Origin of the sequence: Shouchella tritolerans, from assembly GCF_025770735.1 — a bacterium.
GTDB lineage: Bacteria > Bacillota > Bacilli > Bacillales > Bacillaceae_D > Shouchella > Shouchella tritolerans.
In genome coordinates this window covers 345,660-363,611 of the sequence record NZ_JAODPB010000004.1, presented here as the reverse complement: position 1 = coordinate 363,611, position 17,952 = coordinate 345,660, and the positions used below count along the sequence as shown (strand labels likewise).

General features: G+C 44.6%; 15 protein-coding genes. 12 read left to right on the top strand and 3 right to left on the bottom strand.

Features of this window, described 5'->3' with window-relative positions:
* The first annotated feature begins 263 nt into the window (after positions 1-263).
* From pdhA to opp4C, 9 genes are all read left to right on the top strand, one after another.
* Positions 264-1,400 (top strand): pyruvate dehydrogenase (acetyl-transferring) E1 component subunit alpha, encoded by a 1,137-nt coding sequence (gene pdhA, locus N6H06_RS15945; RefSeq protein ID WP_050748978.1) that lies wholly within the window; start codon positions 264-266, stop codon positions 1,398-1,400.
* A 3-nt stretch (positions 1,401-1,403) separates the two neighbouring features.
* The gene (locus N6H06_RS15940; RefSeq protein ID WP_062749186.1) at positions 1,404-2,381 is read left to right on the top strand and encodes an alpha-ketoacid dehydrogenase subunit beta; all 978 of its coding nucleotides are present in this window, start codon (positions 1,404-1,406) and stop codon (positions 2,379-2,381) included.
* 103 nt (positions 2,382-2,484) lie between these two features.
* A complete protein-coding gene (locus N6H06_RS15935; RefSeq protein ID WP_062749184.1) occupies positions 2,485-3,762 on the top strand; it encodes a dihydrolipoamide acetyltransferase family protein in 1,278 nt (425 codons plus the stop codon).
* Positions 3,763-3,765: 3 nt separating this feature from the next.
* The gene (gene lpdA, locus N6H06_RS15930) at positions 3,766-5,172 is read left to right on the top strand and encodes a dihydrolipoyl dehydrogenase (RefSeq protein WP_062749182.1); all 1,407 of its coding nucleotides are present in this window, start codon (positions 3,766-3,768) and stop codon (positions 5,170-5,172) included.
* Between the two features lie 174 nt (positions 5,173-5,346).
* The gene (locus N6H06_RS15925; RefSeq protein ID WP_263707507.1) at positions 5,347-6,363 is read left to right on the top strand and encodes an ABC transporter ATP-binding protein; all 1,017 of its coding nucleotides are present in this window, start codon (positions 5,347-5,349) and stop codon (positions 6,361-6,363) included.
* The gene (locus N6H06_RS15920) at positions 6,363-7,355 is read left to right on the top strand and encodes an ABC transporter ATP-binding protein (protein ID WP_062749178.1); all 993 of its coding nucleotides are present in this window, start codon (positions 6,363-6,365) and stop codon (positions 7,353-7,355) included. Before N6H06_RS15925 ends, N6H06_RS15920 begins: the two co-directional genes overlap by 1 nt.
* A 93-nt stretch (positions 7,356-7,448) precedes the next feature.
* Positions 7,449-9,200: a peptide-binding protein gene (locus N6H06_RS15915; RefSeq protein WP_263707506.1), complete on the top strand. Its 1,752-nt coding sequence runs from the start codon at positions 7,449-7,451 to the stop codon at positions 9,198-9,200.
* Positions 9,201-9,279: 79 nt separating this feature from the next.
* Positions 9,280-10,245, top strand: coding sequence for an ABC transporter permease (locus tag N6H06_RS15910; RefSeq protein ID WP_062749174.1), 966 nt, complete (start codon positions 9,280-9,282; stop codon positions 10,243-10,245).
* Between the two features lie 12 nt (positions 10,246-10,257).
* Positions 10,258-11,169: an oligopeptide ABC transporter permease gene (opp4C, locus tag N6H06_RS15905; RefSeq protein WP_062749172.1), complete on the top strand. Its 912-nt coding sequence runs from the start codon at positions 10,258-10,260 to the stop codon at positions 11,167-11,169.
* Between the two features lie 48 nt (positions 11,170-11,217).
* Here opp4C and N6H06_RS15900 read toward each other — a convergent pair whose 3' ends face one another.
* Both N6H06_RS15900 and N6H06_RS15895 read right to left on the bottom strand, forming a co-directional pair.
* Positions 11,218-11,604, bottom strand: a complete 387-nt coding sequence (locus N6H06_RS15900; protein WP_212953921.1) for a hypothetical protein — start codon at positions 11,602-11,604, stop codon at positions 11,218-11,220.
* A 170-nt stretch (positions 11,605-11,774) separates the two neighbouring features.
* On the bottom strand, positions 11,775-13,421 hold the full coding sequence (locus tag N6H06_RS15895) for a BCCT family transporter (RefSeq protein WP_062749169.1): 1,647 nt from the start codon (positions 13,419-13,421) through the stop codon (positions 11,775-11,777).
* Positions 13,422-13,643: 222 nt separating this feature from the next.
* Here N6H06_RS15895 and N6H06_RS15890 point away from each other — a divergent pair, with 222 nt between their 5' ends.
* The 3 genes from N6H06_RS15890 to N6H06_RS15880 all read left to right on the top strand — a co-directional run bounded on the left by N6H06_RS15890 (position 13,644) and on the right by N6H06_RS15880 (position 16,369).
* Positions 13,644-14,468 carry a polysaccharide deacetylase family protein gene (locus N6H06_RS15890; protein WP_062749167.1) on the top strand — a complete coding sequence of 275 codons (825 nt, stop codon included), beginning with the start codon at positions 13,644-13,646 and terminating at the stop codon, positions 14,466-14,468.
* Positions 14,469-14,601: 133 nt separating this feature from the next.
* Positions 14,602-14,742, top strand: a complete 141-nt coding sequence (locus tag N6H06_RS15885) for a GapA-binding peptide SR1P (RefSeq protein WP_082808369.1) — start codon at positions 14,602-14,604, stop codon at positions 14,740-14,742.
* A gap of 271 nt (positions 14,743-15,013) precedes the next feature.
* Complete coding sequence (locus N6H06_RS15880) at positions 15,014-16,369, top strand: M48 family metallopeptidase (protein WP_263707505.1); 1,356 nt, start codon at positions 15,014-15,016, stop codon at positions 16,367-16,369.
* Positions 16,370-16,469: 100 nt separating this feature from the next.
* On the opposite strand, the gene N6H06_RS15875 is transcribed toward N6H06_RS15880, so the two are convergent.
* Positions 16,470-17,948 (bottom strand): aminotransferase class I/II-fold pyridoxal phosphate-dependent enzyme, encoded by a 1,479-nt coding sequence (locus N6H06_RS15875; protein ID WP_263707504.1) that lies wholly within the window; start codon positions 17,946-17,948, stop codon positions 16,470-16,472.
* Positions 17,949-17,952 lie beyond the last annotated feature (4 nt).

Genomic DNA, 17,952 nt, shown 5'->3' with positions numbered 1-17,952 from the left:
TAACACAGTTTCATTTTCTTACTAATTAATCATTTGTTCAAGGTAGAAATAAAGAAAGCAAACAAAAGGATTGACGCATTGTTTCCTTTTCATGTAGACTTATGTCATAAGGTGAGTTGTACTACTGATAAGCAATTTTTTTTGTAACAGTTGAACGAATGCTCAGCCCCGTAGTCAATGGCTTGTATAGAAAGGGGCCAGCCGCGGTAATGTATCTTTTAGGTTTGGGCATGCTAATGGGGATTTTATGGATGCATTAGGTCATGGATATAAAGAACAATTACCGCTTACTAACGAAAGGATTGGTGGACAAATTGAGTACGAAAACAATCGAGCAAGTCGAAGAACAATTTGAAACCTTCCAGATCTTGAATGAGGAAGGCGAAATCGTTAATGAGTCAGCAATGCCTGACTTAAGCGATGAGCAATTGCAAGAGTTAATGCGCCGTATGGTGTATACGCGTATCTGGGATCAACGGGCAGTTTCTTTAAACCGTCAAGGCCGCTTAGGCTTCTACGCGCCAATGGGCGGTCAGGAAGCGTCAATGCTTGGCTCTCAATTTGCCCTTGAAAAAGACGATTGGATTTTGCCTGGCTACCGGGATATTCCGCAAATTGTTTTCCATGGCCTGCCTCTCTATCAAGCATTTCTATGGTCTCGCGGCCACTTCCATGGCGGCCAATTCCCTGACGGCCTAAACATTGCTGTGCCACAAATCATTATTGGCGCGCAAATTGTACAAACGGCAGGGGTTGCTCTAGGGCTAAAACGGAAGAAAAAAGACAACATTGTCATCACGTATACAGGCGATGGCGGTTCTTCACAAGGGGACTTTTATGAAGGCATGAACTTTGCTGGTGCCTACAATGTTCCTGCTGTATTTGTTGTCCAAAATAACCGTTTTGCGATTTCCGTTCCAGTGGAAAAACAATCAGCAGCAAAAACAATTGCTCAAAAAGCAGTTGCGGCTGGAATCGAAGGCATCCAAGTTGACGGCATGGACGTTCTTGCTGTTTACAAAGCAACAAGCGATGCCCGCAAACGTGCGCTTGCTGGCGAGGGGCCGACATTGATTGAAACGCTAACGTACCGCTATGGCGCTCATTCGACTTCTGGCGACGACCCGACTCGCTACCGTACTTCTGAAGAAGAAGACGAATGGGGCAAGAAAGATCCACTTATTCGCTTCCGTAAGTTTTTAGAAAGCAAAAACTTATGGAGTGAAGAAAAAGAAAACGAAGTGGTTGAACAAGCAAAAGAAGAAATTAAAGCGGCGGTGAAAGAAGCGGACAAAACGCCTAAACAAAAAGTAACCGACTTGCTTGGCTTTATGTTTGAAAACCCTCCTGTAAACATTCGTGAACAATTGGAAGAGTATACGGCAAAGGAGTCGAAGTAACTTATGGGTAACTGGACAATGGCTCAAGCGATCACGAACGCGCTTGCTAATGAATTGAAAGCGAACGAAGATGTTCTCATATTCGGGGAAGACGTTGGCCAAAATGGTGGTGTTTTCCGGGTAACAGAAGGTTTGCAAAAAGAATTTGGCGAAGACCGAGTATTTGATACGCCGCTTGCCGAGTCTGGAATCGGCGGTCTGGCAATTGGCCTTGCACTGACAGGGCATCGGCCAGTAATGGAAATCCAATTCTTTGGCTTTGTGTTTGAAGTGTTTGACTCAATTGCTGGGCAAATGTCACGCTGGCGTTACCGCACAGGCGGAAAACAACATATGCCTATTACAGTGCGCTCTCCGTTCGGCGGCGGCGTAAAAACGCCAGAAATGCACTCCGATTCTCTAGAAGGGTTGATGGCGCAAACGCCAGGGGTAAAAGTCGTTATCCCATCTAACCCTTATGATGCAAAAGGATTGTTGATTTCCGCGATCCGCGATAATGATCCGGTCGTGTTTTTAGAGCATATGAAACTTTACCGTTCATTCCGCCAAGAAGTGCCAGAAGAGGAATATACAATTGAGCTTGGTAAAGCTGATATCAAGCGAGAAGGAAAAGACATTACGATTGTGGCATATGGAGCGATGGTTCAAGCTTCCTTGAAAGCAGCAGAAGAGCTTGCACAAGAAGGCATTGAAGCAGAAGTCATTGATTTGATGACGATTAGCCCATTTGACGTGGAAACAGTCGTTAATTCTGTTGAAAAAACAAACCGCGCTATTGTGGTGCAAGAAGCGCAAAAACAAGCAGGTGTGGCTTCCCATATTGTTGCTGAAATTACAGAACGGGCGATTCTTTCCTTGGAAGCTCCAGTGCTTCGAGTTGCGTCTCCAGACACGGTTTATCCATTTGCCGCTGCTGAAGATGCATGGCTGCCAGACCACCAGACCATCGTAGAAAAAGCAAAAGAAGTTATCAACTTCTAAATAAGCAAGCGAAAAGAAAGCAACGAAGCTGGGGGAAAAACCAGTATCGTTCTTTCTTTTATAGAAGATGATTTAGAGTTATAATGAAGGAGGCGTTTTAGCCGTGGCTTATAAATATAAACTGCCTGAAGTGGGTGAAGGAATTCACGAAGGCGAAATTGTGAAGTGGTTTGTAAAAGAAGGGGATGAAGTCAAAGAAGATGACATTTTGCTTGAAGTGCAAAATGACAAATCTGTCGTTGAACTTCCTTCTCCGGTAGATGGAAAAGTTCTTGAAGTAAAAGTGGAAGAAGGCACGACGAGCTATGTTGGCGATGTCATCTTAGTTATTGATGATGGCTCAGGCGATGATGAAGCTGAAGAAGAAAGCAAAGAGGAAGCACCGAAAGAAGAAAAGCAAACAGCCTCTGAGCCTGAAAAAGGACAAACTTCTTCTGAAGAAAGCGGTGAGGGAGAAGGTTCCCGCGTCATTGCCATGCCTTCTGTACGCAAATATGCCCGTGAGAAAGGCATTGCCATTTCTAAAGTAAAAGGATCAGGCAAAAATGGCCGCGTATTAAAAGAAGATGTAGATGCCTTTGCATCAGGCGGGCAAAGCGAAGAAGCGGCAGCTCCAAAAGAAGAAGAAAAGACAGCTTCCTCAAAACCAGCTGCTACGGTACAAGCTGGCGGAAACGAGCAGTTGGAAGAGCGCGTACCGCTTAAAGGCATCCGCAAAGCGATTGCAAAAGCAATGGTGAATTCAAAACATACGGCTCCACACGTGACACATCTCGACGAAGTGGACGTGTCAGCCCTTGTTGCCCATCGCAAACAGTACAAACAAATTGCTGCAGACCAAGGCACGAAACTGACGTATCTTCCATACGTCGTCAAAGCTTTGACGTCAGCTCTTCGCAAGTATCCGGCATTAAATGCGTCAATTGATGACGAAGCAGGCGAAATCGTCTATAAAAAGTACTTTAACGTCGGAATTGCAGCAGACACTGAGCAAGGCCTCGTAGTTCCTGTCGTCAAAGATGCTGACCGCAAGTCTATTTTTGCGCTTGCTGATGAAATTAACGAGTTGGCTGGAAAAGCCCGGGAAGGCAAGCTGACAAGCGCAGAAATGTCAGGTGGATCGGCAACGATCTCCAACCTTGGATCAGCACGAGGACAATGGTTTACGCCAATTATTAATCACCCAGAAGTCATGATTTTAGGCATCGGCCGTATTGAAGAAAAGCCTGTTGTAAAAGACGGCGAAATTGTTGTGGGCACAATGCTGGCACTATCAATCAGCTATGACCACCGTTTGATTGATGGCGTAACGGCGCAAAGCGCGCTTAACCAAATCAAGCGTTTGCTAAACGACCCACAATTACTATTAATGGAGGGGTAACAGATGGTTGTTGGAGATTTCGCACAAGAAGTAGATACACTCGTAGTTGGCTCCGGCCCAGGAGGTTACGTCGCGGCGATCCGTGCTGCGCAACTTGGGCAAAAAGTAACCATTGTCGAGAAAGGCAGCCTTGGCGGCGTTTGCTTAAACGTCGGCTGCATCCCATCAAAAGCGTTAATTCAAGCTGGGCACCGCGCTCATCTTGCCAAGTCTTCTGAAGACATCGGCATACGCGCTGAAAACGTCGCTATTGACTTTGAGAAAGTCCAAGAGTGGAAAGGCTCTGTTGTGAAAAAGCTAACGGGCGGTGTCGAAGGCTTGCTCAAAGGCAACAAAGTCGAAATCATCCGTGGCGAAGCCTATTTTTCTGGTGAAGACACTGTGAAAATTATGGATGAGAAAAGCTCAAGCACGTACAAGTTCAAACATTGCATCATCGCGACTGGCTCAAGCCCAATTGAAATTCCAAACTTTAAATACACAGATCGCGTCATTAATTCCACTGGCGCCCTTGCTCTAAAAGAGGTGCCGAAAAAGTTGGTTGTCATTGGCGGCGGCTATATCGGAATTGAGCTAACAGGCGCGTATTCAAACCTTGGCTCAGAAGTCGTCGTGCTTGAAGGCACAAAACAAATTTTGCCTGGTTTCGAAAAACAAATGGCAAAACTTGTTGAGCGGAAGCTGAAGAAAAATGGCGTTACTTTCCATACAGAAGCAATGGCTAAAGGCGTTGAAGAAACCGATAACGGTGTAAAAGTAACAGCAGAAATTAAAGGCGAAGAAAAAGTGATCGAAGCCGATTATGTCCTTGTTACAGTTGGCCGTAAACCGAACACAGAAGAAATTGGCCTTGAGGGCATCGGGGTAGAAATGGATGACCGTGGCTACATTAAAGTAGACAAGCAAGGCCGCACGAGCGTGAAAAACATTTTCGCGATCGGCGATATTGTTCCAGGTCCGGCTCTTGCCCACAAAGCTTCTTATGAGGCTAAAGTAGCAGCAGAAGCGATCAGCGGCGAACCTTCAGAAGTCGATTATCTCGCCATCCCTGCCGTTTGCTTCTCTGAGCCAGAATTGGCGACAGTTGGCTACAATGAAGCACAAGCAAAAGAAGCTGGTTATGATGTCAAAGTGGCGAAATTTCCATTTGCCGCAAATGGCCGTGCTTTGTCTTTAAATGATGCCGACGGCTTTATGAAGCTCGTTACGCGCAAAGAAGACGGCCTTGTTATTGGCGGACAAATCGCTGGGCCAAACGCTTCTGACATGATCGCTGAAGTCGGTTTAGCGATTGAAGCAGGCATGACAGCTGAAGACATTGCGTTGACCATCCATGCGCATCCTACGCTTGGCGAAATTACGATGGAAGCGGCTGAAGTCGCACTTGGCACGCCAATCCACACATTGTAAAAAGCAAATAAAAGCTCTTTAAGGGGTTTCCTTAAAGGGCTTTTTGCGTTTAGAGAAAAGCAATGTGAGAAAATCTATTAAGAAAAATAAAAAAACAGAAAAAAACTTGCCGAAAAATCATTCGTTTGTGCTATACTTATCACAAAATTTACCTAGTACGGATGGAGGATAAACATGGCAGATCCTTTACTTCGACTGCAAGATGTGAAAACGTACTTTTATTTAAACAAATCACGCACGGTTAAAGCAGTAGACGGCGTTACGTTTAATATTCATGAAAATGAAACGGTAGCGCTAGTCGGGGAATCGGGCAGCGGAAAAAGCATGACGTCTATGTCGATTATGGGACTAGTAGATGAACCTGGAAAAGTAGAGGGGTCAATCCAGCTTGAAGGACAAGAACTGTTAAAGAAAACAGAAAAACAACTTGATCGCATTCGCGGCGCACAAATAGCGATGATTTTCCAGGAGCCGATGACTTCATTGAATCCTGTATTTACGATTGGAAATCAGATAATTGAAACTATCAGAAAGCATAAACAAGTCTCAAAAAAACAAGCGCACAAGCGGGCAGTAGAATTGTTAAAGCTAGTCGGCTTTGCTCGCGCCGAAGAAAGCATGAAGCAATATCCCCATCAACTTTCAGGAGGGATGCGGCAGCGGGTCATGATTGCGATTGCTATATCGTGTAACCCAAAGCTGTTAATTGCTGATGAGCCCACTACGGCTCTTGACGTCACCATTCAACAACAAATTCTCGACTTAATGTTAAGAATAAAAAATCAGTTTCAGTCTTCTATTCTGTTGATTACCCACGATCTTGGCGTTGTCGCCGAAACAGCCGATCGCGTTCTTGTTATGTATGGAGGCCAAATCGTTGAAGAAGCTCCTGCTTATGATTTGTTTACGAATCCGCTCCATCCATATACACAAGGATTACTGAAAAGCATGCCAAAACTTGAAGACAACAAAGACAGGCTTGAGGCAATAAGCGGAATGGTCCCGCCAGCCCATCGTTTTCCACAAGGATGCCGCTTTGCCTCGCGCTGTGAGTTTGCCACTCCGTTTTGCACAGAAGCGATGCCTGAACTAGTGAACGTAAGCAAAACGAGGGATGTGCGCTGTTATTTGTACCAAGAAGGCAGTGTAGAACCTGACAAGCAGCGGCTTAAAGAAGGAGCGATCAGCTAATGTCCAATGTGCTATTAGAGGCAAAAGGGTTAAAGATGCATTTTCCGATAAAAGCTGGCGTTATTAAACGTACAGTCGGCTATGTAAAAGCAGTAGATGGCATTACATTAAAGGTCTATAAAGGTGAGTCTCTTGGTATCGTCGGCGAGTCTGGTTCGGGCAAATCAACACTAGGCCGAATGCTCTTAAGGTTGCTTGATCCGACCGAAGGGGAAGTTTATTTTAATGGGGAGCAAATTTCAAATCTTTCAAATAGAAAAATGCGTCCTTATCGTCGTGATATGCAGATGGTTTTTCAAGATCCGTATGCTTCGTTAAATCCTCGCATGACAATTGGAGAATTGCTTGAAGAGCCATTGCTTGTACATAAAACAATAAATACGAAAGCTGACCGGAAAAAACGCGCTGAAGAATTGCTAGAAACCGTCGGTTTGCCAAAGTCGTCTTACAATAAATACCCACATGAATTTTCTGGTGGGCAAAGGCAACGAATTGGCATTGCCCGTGCCTTAAGTACTAAGCCGAAACTGATTATCGGCGACGAACCAGTATCGGCGTTAGATGTCTCGATTCAATCACAAGTGTTAAATTTGATGAAAGACTTGCAAGATGAATTTCAACTAACGTACTTGTTCATTGCCCATGATTTGAGCGTGGTTAAACATATTAGTGACCGTGTAGCGGTTATGTACTTAGGAAGGATTGTGGAGGTTGCTGAGAAAGACTCTCTGTATGAAACACCACTTCATCCTTACACGGAAGCACTTATATCGGCTGTGCCTTCGACGGATGTAACAATCAAAAAAGAGAAAATTTCCTTGAAGGGAGAATTGCCAAGCCCGGCGAATCCACCAAAAGGCTGTGCGTTCCACACGCGTTGCCCACATGTCCACGAGCGCTGCAAACACGAACGCCCAGAAATGACGGAGCAAAAGGACGGCCATTTTGTCGCCTGCCATCTTTATACGGATACAAGCCCATCACCAGTATAATGGCTCACTTTAAGTGAAGGAGGTGGTGCTCACTCGATTCAAGCAAACATAACTGAACATAGCGATTTAATGAAAGAAAAGGGGGAAATCGTGTTGAACAAAAAACCATTTTATACGTTTTTGCTGGCAACTGCTGTTGCAAGTACGCTAGCTGCTTGTAACAGCGATACTGGCGGTTCCGGGGAAGGCACTGACGGAGGAGAGGAAGGCACAGGAGGAGAGGCCGTTGAAGGTGGCAATGTCAATCTTGGAATGATGTCACCGCCAGACAATTTATTCAATCCGATCTTTTACACATCTATGTACGACTCTCATATTCTTGAAATTACTCATGAAGGTCTAGTCCAACAAGACGAAGAATTTAATTTCATTCCCGAATTAGCAGAAGACTGGGAATTCAGTGATGACAACCGTGAGTTGACTTACTTTTTGCGTGAAGATGTAAAGTGGCATGATGGTGAAGATTTTACTGCCGATGACGTCGTCTTTACGTTTACGGCAATGGCCGATTCAGATTATGGCGGTGCAGGCGGCATACGTCAAAACTATGTGAATACCCTTGCTGGATATGAAGAGTACGTAAGCGGCAAGAGCGATACATTTGCTGGCGTTGAGAAAATAGATGACTATACAGTTAAATTTATTTTTGAAGAACCGAGTGTTAAGGCACTGGCTGATACATCAATGGATATTATTCCGGAGCATATATTCGGAGACGTTCCAGTAGCTGATATTCCATCTCATGCTGGGTCGATTAACGCTGGAGAAGTGATTGGTACAGGGCCGTTTCAATTGACTGAAATGCTTGAAAATGAGCAATACGTATTAACAGCCAATGAAGATTACTACAAAGGCGCGCCGAAACTAGATTCGATCACGTGGAATGTTGTCTCTGCTTCTGTCGTAGCAGGTATGTTGGAACAAGGCGAGCTCGATTATGTGCCTCGGGATTTCCCTGCTGCTGATGTAGAGACAATTGAAGGGAATGACAATTTGACTGTTTTTGAACAAGCGCAGCTAGGCTATCAATACTTAGGCATGAAAATCAATCATGGCCCTAACGATAGCTTAACCGATCCAGATTCTTGGGAGCCGAACGAAAAACTGCAAGACGTTGAATTCCGCCAAGCCATTGTTCATGCCATCAATCGCCAGGAATTTGTCGACGGATTTTTGCGTGGTCACGGTGAATTATTGGATGCGCCATTTCCAAGCGCGTCATGGGCATACAACCCTGATGCTGTTGAAGGCTTAGCATACGATCCTGACCTTGCCAAGCAAAAGCTAGCCGATGCAGGCTATGAAGATGTCAACGGTGACGGCTTTGTCGAAGATCCAGATGGCAATGAACTAGTAATCAATTTAGATTATCCAACGGGCAACCCAGTGCGTGAACAAGTTGCGCCTGTTATGAAAGAACAGCTAGAGGCAGTAGGCATTCAAGTCAACTTAAATACGCCACGTGAGGCGCCAGCCCATTTTGAAATCATTGAACAAAACGACACAGATGTCGATTTATTCTTGGCAGGCTGGTCCCTTTCTTCGACCGACCCAGACCCATGGCCGATTAATGGTGGCACAGCAGGTTATAACTATTCACGTTTCCACGACGAAGAACAAGAAAAATTGTTGCAAGAAGCGGTTAACCCGGAATTGGCATTTGACAACCAGGAGTTCCGTGCTGAAAAGTATGGGGAATGGGCTCAACTCTTTATTGACAATGCCTTTACGGTCCCACTTTACGCAGAAACGGAACTTCATGTTTACAACAAACGTCTTGCAGGCTTAACGATTAAGCCATTTACATTTAAAGACGAGACACATGAGTGGCATTTAACCGAATAAGCGCGTGTCTGTAAATTGAAGCAGCTTTTACAGCTGCTTCAACTTTCTTCAATTTGCTGGAATAAGAGAGGTGGCCCGGATGCTTAAATATATTGTGAGGCGTGTTCTGCAGTTTATCCCAATGGTCTTCATTCTGTCAGTGATCGTGTTCTTGTTCGCATACCTTGCTCCGGGGGACGCGTTGAGTGGAGAAGTGATTGACCCAAATACGCCACGAGAAGTGATTGAGGAACGCCGGGAAGCATTAGGATTAAACGATCCGGTACATATTCAATATTGGAACTGGCTCAAACGGGCAGTGACAGGCGATTTAGGGATGTCTACTCATTTCACTGGTAGGTCTGTCAGCGAGCTAATCGCGCAACGGCTCGGCAATACATTCTATTTAGGCGCATTTGCGCTTTTAATTACGCTCATTGTGTCGATTCCAATTGGTATTTATTCAGCACGTAAAAAATATTCTGTTTTAGATTATGCGGCGACGTCATTTGCCTTTATTGGCCTAGCGACGCCAAACTTTTTCGCCGGATTGTTGGCGATTTATGTGTTTTCTTTTGGGCTTGGCTGGTTTCCAACACAAGGTTCGATCGGTTCCCCTAATTTAACGGGATTTGACGCTTTTGTGAGCCGGATCCAGCACTTGGTTTTACCTGGCCTTACACTTGGTTTGTCAAGTACAGCGATTTTTATGCGGTATATGCGTTCAGAAATGCTCGATGTAAAAGGGAGTGATTTTATTCGCACCGCTCGGGCTAAAGGAGTGGGCGCGAAGTCGGTTTTGTACAAGCACACTCTCCGTAATGCGATGATTCCCATAATAACGCTACTAGGTATGGAAATTGGCGTGCTATTAAGCGGCGCATTCATTGTAGAAACCGTATTTAATTATCCTGGCATTGGTACGTTATTCTTATCCGGCATGGCTAACCGCGATTATCCAGTCATTATGGCCATTAATTTGTTAATTGGCTTATCTGTTTTAGTCGGAAACTTATTGGCAGACATCTTTTATGCGGTGGCTGATCCGCGCATTCGACTTGATTGAGGTGAACGAAAAATGGAACCGAGATTAAATGAAACACCGAGTGTGTCCCCTCCGACTCCAGCAATGCCAGAGGAAAAAAGCGTCAGCCCTACAGTCCTTGCTTTTCGCCGGTTTCGCAAAAATAAATTGGCTCTTGCCGGCATTGCTTTTTTATCTTTTATGGTGTTGGTTGCTATTTTTGCTGATGTCATTGCGACACATGATCCAACCGCTTCCCAGCTCACCAAAATCGAAGCGAAAGCAGATAGCGAAAACTGGCTAGGCACAGACGGTTCTGGCCGTGATAACTTTTCAAGGCTTGTCTATGGCGCCAGAATATCCCTTACGGTTGGCTTTTTTGCGATGTTGTTTACGGTGTTAATTGGTGGAACACTTGGTTCGATTGCTGGTTATTATGGCGGGAAAATCGATTCTGTCATTATGCGTTTTACGGACATTGTCCTTATTTTCCCATTCATTTTGCTGTTTATGACGATTGTAGCGATTCTTGAACGGACGACAGTGCCGATTTTTATTCTCGTTATCGCGATTACATCCTGGCCGCAAGTTTGCCGAATTTTACGAGGAACGTTTCTTTCAATCCGAGAAAAGGACTATGTTTTAAGTGCGCGAAGTATTGGCTGTTCCGATTGGCGTATCATCCGTAAGCATTTTTTGCCGAACGCGGTCGGACCGATCATCGTTAATGCGACGATTGTCATGGCGACGATGATTGTCGCCGAATCCGCCTTAAGCTTCATCGGTTTCGGCGTCCCTCAACCTACACCGACATGGGGGAATATGCTAACAGAAGCACAAAGCGTCCGTCTGCTACGCAATAATCCAGAGGCTTGGTTGCCCCCTGGATTGTGCATCTTGCTTACTGTTCTTTCCATTAACTTTATTGGTGATGGTCTCCGGGACGCATTTGATTCAAAAGCATAGTCGAGCAAAAAGAGCAAAACCAACGCTTTTCGCGGTGGCTTTGCTCTTTTATTGTTTTAAGGCTCCTTCAAGCCGGGCGTATAGATCTTTTATGTTGTGCTTGCCGGAGATACGCAATTTTTCGTCATTGCCTTTATAAACAAGCATTGCAGGAAATTCATCTATGTCATAATAGTTGATAATATGGCGCTCGCTTGCGTCACAAACGACTAACTCTGTAACCTGTTCTCCTAAATCTTGTTGAACTGCTAACACCGCGTCATAGTAATTGGCTTCATCTGAAAGCCTGTCGGGATCAGAGAAAATAAGCGTGACGCGATCCTCTTTCTCATTAGAATGGAGTTGAGGAGACGAAAAGGCGGGGAAAATTGAACAGCCTTGCAGAAAAAAGATGAAACAGCCGATGAGCATAAGGCGTAACCCTTTATTTTGCATTCTTCTCCTCCTTTTTTGTTTGATACGTGGTCGCAGCAGTAACTGAAATCCATTTTAGCACAAGAAAAACGGTCTTTTTTTAGCGTCATACAAATGTAAAATGACTGTGAATCGATTGTAAATCTCGAAAAAAAAGCCCCTAGATCCATTACATCTAGGAGCACACCAAGTCAGTCTTTTTTTCTGTCCTTCTTTTTGTCTTTTTGTAGTTGCCGAAGTTTTTGCTGTTCTTTGCGAAGCAACATCTGTTCCCGTTTGATGCGCTCCCGTTCATTACGCAAAGCTAGGCGCTCTTGCCGGAGTCGTTCACGGTTAACTGCCAGTGCTGCTTTTTCATTGCGAAGCTCCTTAAAAAGCGACACGATCATTAAAATAATAATCACAGCAAACGGAAAAGCCCCAATAATCGATGCCGTTTGCAGCGCTGCCAAACCTTGTTCGCTTGTCACCAATAGCACAGAGGCTGTTCCAGAAATAATAATGCCCCACACCAACTTTACAGCATTAGGCGGGTTTAGAAGGCCACCGGTTGTCTGCATACCGAGCACAACAGTTGCTGAGTCGGCTGATGTTACAAAAAAGGAGGCGATCAGAATGACGGTAAGAATGGAAACGAAAAAGGTTAATGGGAATTGCTCAAGCAAAGCAAACAAAGCCATTTCCGTGCCGCCTGTTTGCATTTGGCCATAAAGGGCACCTGTTTCGTTTTCAAAATAGATGCTAGAGCCGCCAAATACACTAAACCAAAAAGCGCCGAACAAAGAAGGTAGTGCAATGACGCCAATAACAAACTCGCGGATTGTGCGCCCCCGTGAAACACGGGCAATAAAGGCCCCAACGAAAGGCGACCACGAAATCCACCATGCCCAGTAAAACAATGTCCATTCTTGCACCCAAGAAGATTCGGGGTTGTAAACATCCATACTAAAACTCATACCAAAAAAGTTTTGTGCATAGCTGCCGATGCCTTGTGTAAAAACGCCCATGATGTGACTGGTCGGGCCTAAAAGCAAAATAAAGGCCATTAAAATAATAGCAAGTCGTACATTTAAATTGCTTAATATGCGAATGCCTTTATCGAGTCCCGTTGCCGCCGACAAACTAAATAGGACCGTTACAATTGCTATGACGACTAACTGAAATAGACTATCGGAAAACGTACCTAAAGCAGGAAACAAATAGCGAAGACCGGCTGTAATTTGCGCGGCTCCGAAACCAAGCGATGTCGCCGTTCCGAAAACAGTCGCAAACACGACAAAAACGTCAATTAGCTTGCCGAGCGGACCTGTTATACGGTGTCCAATAAGCGGGCGGAATGTCGAGCTAAATAAAGCTGGCTCGTCTTTGCGGTACTGAAAATAGGCAAGCGCTAACGCCACAACGGCATAGATTGCCCATGGGTGGATTCCCCAATGAAAGATCGCATACCGCATCGCCTGGGCAGCTGCGTCTTGTGTGCCTGGTGCAGCGTCTGGTGGTGAAAAGTAATGGGATAGAGGTTCGGCCGCTCCCCAAAAAACAAGGCCGATACCCATGCCAGCTGTAAAAAGAAACGCAAACCATGTCATATAACTGTATTGAGGTTCCTCTTCAGGTTTACCAAGTTTAATGCTTCCATAAGGGCTAAAAATTAAGTAAATGCCCACGCCTACATAAAAAGTGGCAGAGAGCAAATAGAACCAACCAAGTTCAGATGAGATAAAGCCTTGGATGGAGTCCATTACGGTCGCCATATTTTGAGGAAAGAATACTCCCCAAAGGATAAAGGCGCTTGCAATTGCAACGGCTATTCCAAATACTGAAGTTGTTTGTTTCATATGTACAATCTCAACCTTTCCTTGTTGTCCACAAGTCGTCATCATACCATAGGATGGCAAACAATCCAAGGGAAGATACGCCGATTTTCATCTCAATCGCTTTATCATACCCGTTTTTTTGGGCAAATAAACGCAATTTATAAAAATCACTGGCCTTACAGTTGTCGAATGAAGGCAATCTTTGCTAACATGGCTACAACTGAAAGGGGAGGAAGAAGCAATATGAAAAAATGGGTGGCAGTTCCCGTCTGCTTGCTCGTGCTAACAGCTTGTGGAAATGAGTCCGATAACTCATTGCAAACGGCGACAGAGGCAAACGAAAGCGACAAAGAGCACGCTTTTACAGATGATGAAAATAGCAGCGAGGATATTGAAAAGGCAGAAAAAGAAAATGAAGTCGAAGAGCAGGATATTGAGCCTTTATACAAAATCAATTCAAACAGTTGGACAGTCGAGCCGATCGAAGGTACAGACGCTAATGAAAAAGTGGTGCTTCTAACCATTGATGATGCTCCTGACGCATACGGGCTCGAAATGGCGCAAACACTGGAAGAGCTCGACGTGCCGGCAATCTTTTTTGTTAATGGCCATTTTATTGAAGATGAAGAAGGCGCGGATGAACTAAAACAAATTCATGAAATGGGATTTGCCATCGGCAATCATACAATGAGCCATCAAAAGCTTGATGATGTGGGGGAGGAAGTGCAGCAGCAGGAAATCGTCGAGCTAAATAACCGAATCGAAGAAGTGATTGGCGAACGCCCCCGTTTTTTCAGGGCTCCTCATGGCATTAATACGGAGTACTCCCGTAGCCTTGTTGAGGAAGAAGGAATGCTAAACATGAATTGGACATATGGCTATGATTGGGAAAGCGAATACCAGAGTGAAGAAGCTATCGCCGACATTATGGTTCATACTGAACTTCTTACCAATGGCGCTAATTTATTAATGCACGACCGTGAATGGACGGCAGGCGCTCTTGAAGAAATTGTTACTGGTTTGCGAGACAAAGGCTATGACTTTGTTGACCCTGCACAATTAAACTAACTCTCAAGCCACCCGAACTGGGTGGCTTATTTATTTTTAATGTGACATGCTAAAGAGCCTTGACGAAATAAATGAGCCATACTATTATAAACATAAGCGATAGAAAGCGATTTCAATCTAATGAAGAGGAGCGATGCAAGTGGGTACAATTGTTTGCCAACATTGTAATGAAGCCGTGGAGCATTTCGAAGGGGAAAAAGTCAGCCGTTTGTACGCGGTATCATCTTGCTCACGTTGCCAACAACAAGCTACTGAAACGCTCACAAAAAAATAAACGATGATGGACACCTTGCCAGTATGACTGGCAAGGTGTCTTTTTCTGTTTACGTATAAGCTAAGGCTTTTAAAAGAAAGAACCATACGAATTAGATAGAATGAACGTTATATTTTCGAAAAAATTCTATTTAACTAATTCTATAGGTCTAGGTATTTAGGCGAGTTCTAAAGTATTTCTAAAATTTGACGACGCTGGATTGTGTCACTATTTATCGAATCGTATACTAAATAACGTTCAATATCACCATGAGGAAAGAAGGAAGAACCAAGTGAATGAATCAACTATTCAGTCACCACGAGAAACCCCTTATTTTATTATTTGCCTCTTATTTAGCATTCTAGTATACCTACTTGCAGTCATTTCCGTTATTGGCATCGGTATTGTATTGGCTGTCTTTGCGGTCTTGTATGTCACTCAATTATTAGCAACCGGTTCTATTCGTGGAAACGGCGTCCGAATTCATGAGCATCAATTTGGCGATGTCTATGAGCGTGTGGTCGTGATTTCAAAGAAAATGGGAGTCGAGAAAGTACCTGATGTGTTTGTCATTGAAGCAGAAGGATTAATGAACGCATTCGCAACGCGCTTTTGGGGCAAGCATATGATTTTACTCACCTCTGACGTATTTGATCTTGCCAGGGAAGCTGGTGAAGCGGAACTCGATTTTATTATCGCTCACGAATTGACCCATATTAAACGCAATCATGTTTGGAAAAATGTCCTTATTGCTCCAGCTAAGCTCATTCCTTTTTTGGCACAAGCGTATAGCCGCTCATGTGAGTATACATGCGACCGTGCTGCTGCTTATTTTACAGGGAATGTTGCCGCAGCAAAAAGAGCTTTAGCGATTTTTAGCGTTGGCAAACGTTTAGCGCCAGAGTTAAGTGAGGAAGCGTTCAGGCAACAAATTGAAACAGATTCAAATGGAGCGATCTGGCTTAGTGAAGTGTTGTCGACACATCCGAGGCTACCAAAACGAATTCAATCGATTGCTGTGTTTGCCAACGAACAAGGAGCCAACATTTATAGACAAAAGAGCGGTGTTATTGCTCTCGGAGTTGGATTGATCGTTGTTGTTGGCGCGCTTATGTATGGTGCAGTCCTGCTCTCGATTGTGTTCGGCTCGATCATGTATGGGTCGTTTGCTGATGAACTCGATCCATCTTTTTCTAGTGGATACGAGCAATTGAATGATTGGAGCAGCACGGATACTACAAATACTGGGAGCAGCGTCGATAGAAGTTCTAGCGACAAGTCGCCATTGTTCCAGGCTGTCATTGCAGAAGACAATGCAAAAGTGAAACAACTTTTGCAAACGGGCGATTTTGACGTTAACGAAACGGATAGTTCTGGGAACTCACTCCTCTATCATGCAACCTTTTATGAAAACAAAGAGCTAGTAGAATTGCTTCTTGAGGCGGGGGCGGATCCAAATGATTATTTTCAAGATGACAGCCCTCTCGTTTCCGCCGTTTATTACAATGACTATGAGACAGCCTTGCTTTTGCTTGACTACGGGGCAGACCCTTATTACGCAGATTCTTACGGTGACAGCGCCTTATCGCTAATGGAGGCAGAAAATGAAGAAGAACTTAGAGACAAATTAGTTTTTTATGCAAATTAAATAGAACAACAGCAAATAAGCGTGCTGAAAATCGGATATTTTCAGCACGCTTTTTGCGACTCCCTGTTGTCAATTAGCGCTAGCAACGCGCACGTACGTTTTATCTAATGGCGCGCTGCTCTTTAATCACTTTCAGGTTGGAGAGTGTAGCATCTTCTGGACCTTGGACAGGAAGGCCCGCTTTCAAGTTTTCTTTCACATAGGCGAGGTTTTCTTCACTGATCAACTCCCCTGGACTAAGAATGGGGATGCCTGGAGGATAGACCATAATAAACTCGGCAATAATCCGGCCAACTGATTCATCGAATGGCACTGTTTCTGTTTGCGCATAAAAGGCTTCACGGGGCGAAAGGGCAAGCGTTGGAATATTGGCGACATGGACGGGTAAAGACGCACAACGATTTGCCGTTGAAGAAAATTCAATCGCTAGTTGCGTTAAGGCTCTTAGCAACAAAGCAAGCTTTTCCTCTGTATCGCCAATGGTAACGATGCAAAGAATATTGTACAAGTCGGAAAGCTCAACTTCAATGTTATAATGGTCCCGTAGCCAAACTTCTGCGGCAAAACCAGAAATGTTTAAGCCTTTTAAAGATATTAACAGCTTCGTGGGATCATGGGAAAATACGGCAGACCCATGGAGTTTTTCGCTGCCAAGGCAGTAGAGGCCGTCAATCTCATTAATTGCATGGCGCATCCAAATCGACAAGTCGATTGCCTCGTCAAGGAGTTGTGCTCCTTTTGTAGCCAAATGTTTTCTCGCCGCATCCAGGGAGGCAAGCAGTAAATAAGAAGTCGAGGTTGTTGTCAGCATGCTCATAACGGCCGTTGTATGTTCAACCGATACAAGCCCGGAACGAACATTTAAGACGGAGCTTTGTGTAAGCGAACCTCCTAATTTATGGACGCTCGTTGCTGCCATGTCTGCTCCTGCCTGCATCGCGCTTAGCGGCAGCCGCTCATTAAAATGGATGTGTACGCCGTGTGCTTCATCAACAAGTACAGGAATGCCTGCTTGATGGGCTAATTCAACAATCGCTTTTAAATCGCAAGTAAACCCGTAGTAAGTAGGGTTAATAACAAGGACAGCTTTTGCGTCAGGATGCGTGCGTATTGCTTTAGCAACAGACTCCGTTGCCACCCCGTGAGCAATCCCAAGTTCGAAGTCGAGTTCTGGATGGATAAACACAGGCAATGCCCCACAAAAAATAATCGCAGACATAATGGATTTATGAACGTTGCGGGGGACAATAATTTTATCACCAGGCCCACAAACGCTCATAATCATGGTCATGATTGCCCCGCTTGTACCTTGTACAGAGAAAAATGTATAATCAGCTCCAAATGCTTTGGCTGCCAATTGCTGAGATTGGTCGATAATGCCATGAGGATGATGTAAGTCATCGAGAGGTGCAATGTTAATCAAGTCAATGGACAGCGCTTCTTCACCTATAAAAGTGCGAAAATTTGCGTCCATGCCTGCTCCTCGTTTATGGCCTGGTATATGAAAAGGGATTGGCTCTTTTTTGGCATATTCGGTTAAACCCGTAAATAACGGGGTTTGTTCTTGGTCGTGTCCCATGAAG